A 560-nucleotide genomic window follows, 5' to 3' on the forward strand; every position below is an offset into this window, starting at 1 on the left:
TGACTTCATACTGGGGTCCCATATAGGCCACGTGGCGGATCACGCAGCGCTGACTCTCTTCGCCGCGATCGCTGAGCGTGATCGCTTCCGGGCGCACGCCGACCATACCTTCGCCTTGCGTATCAAAGTGCAGCGGGCGCGGCAGGTGATAGCCATAGATATCAACGTATTGGTCACTGAAGGTGGCCGGGAACAGGTTGGCATCGCCCATAAAGCTCGCCATAAAGCGCGAGGCGGGCTGGCGGTACAGATCCTGCGGTGAGCCGATCTGCATGATATGTCCCTTGTTCATCACCAGTACGGTGTCGGACACCGCGAAGGCTTCGCTCTGATCGTGGGTCACGTACAGCGAGGTAATANTTTTGCAGTTCGCGGATCTTGTCGCGCATGCTGCGACGCAGGTTGGCGTCGAGGTTACTCAACGGCTCATCAAACAGCAGCACTTTCGGCTTGAGGATCAATGCGCGCGCCAGCGCCACGCGCTGTTGCTGACCGCCGGAGATCTGATCGACATAGCGCTCTTCGAAGCCTTCCAGATCGACCATCGCCAGTGCCTCTTT

1 pseudogene is annotated in these 560 nt (G+C 58.7%); it reads right to left on the reverse strand.

Features of this window, described 5'->3' with window-relative positions:
- A pseudogene (locus tag FDX22_RS22460) lies at nt 1–560 on the reverse strand (ATP-binding cassette domain-containing protein); the annotation flags it as partial.

The organism is Citrobacter sp. TBCS-14, from assembly GCF_005280805.1.
GTDB lineage: Bacteria > Pseudomonadota > Gammaproteobacteria > Enterobacterales > Enterobacteriaceae > Citrobacter > Citrobacter gillenii.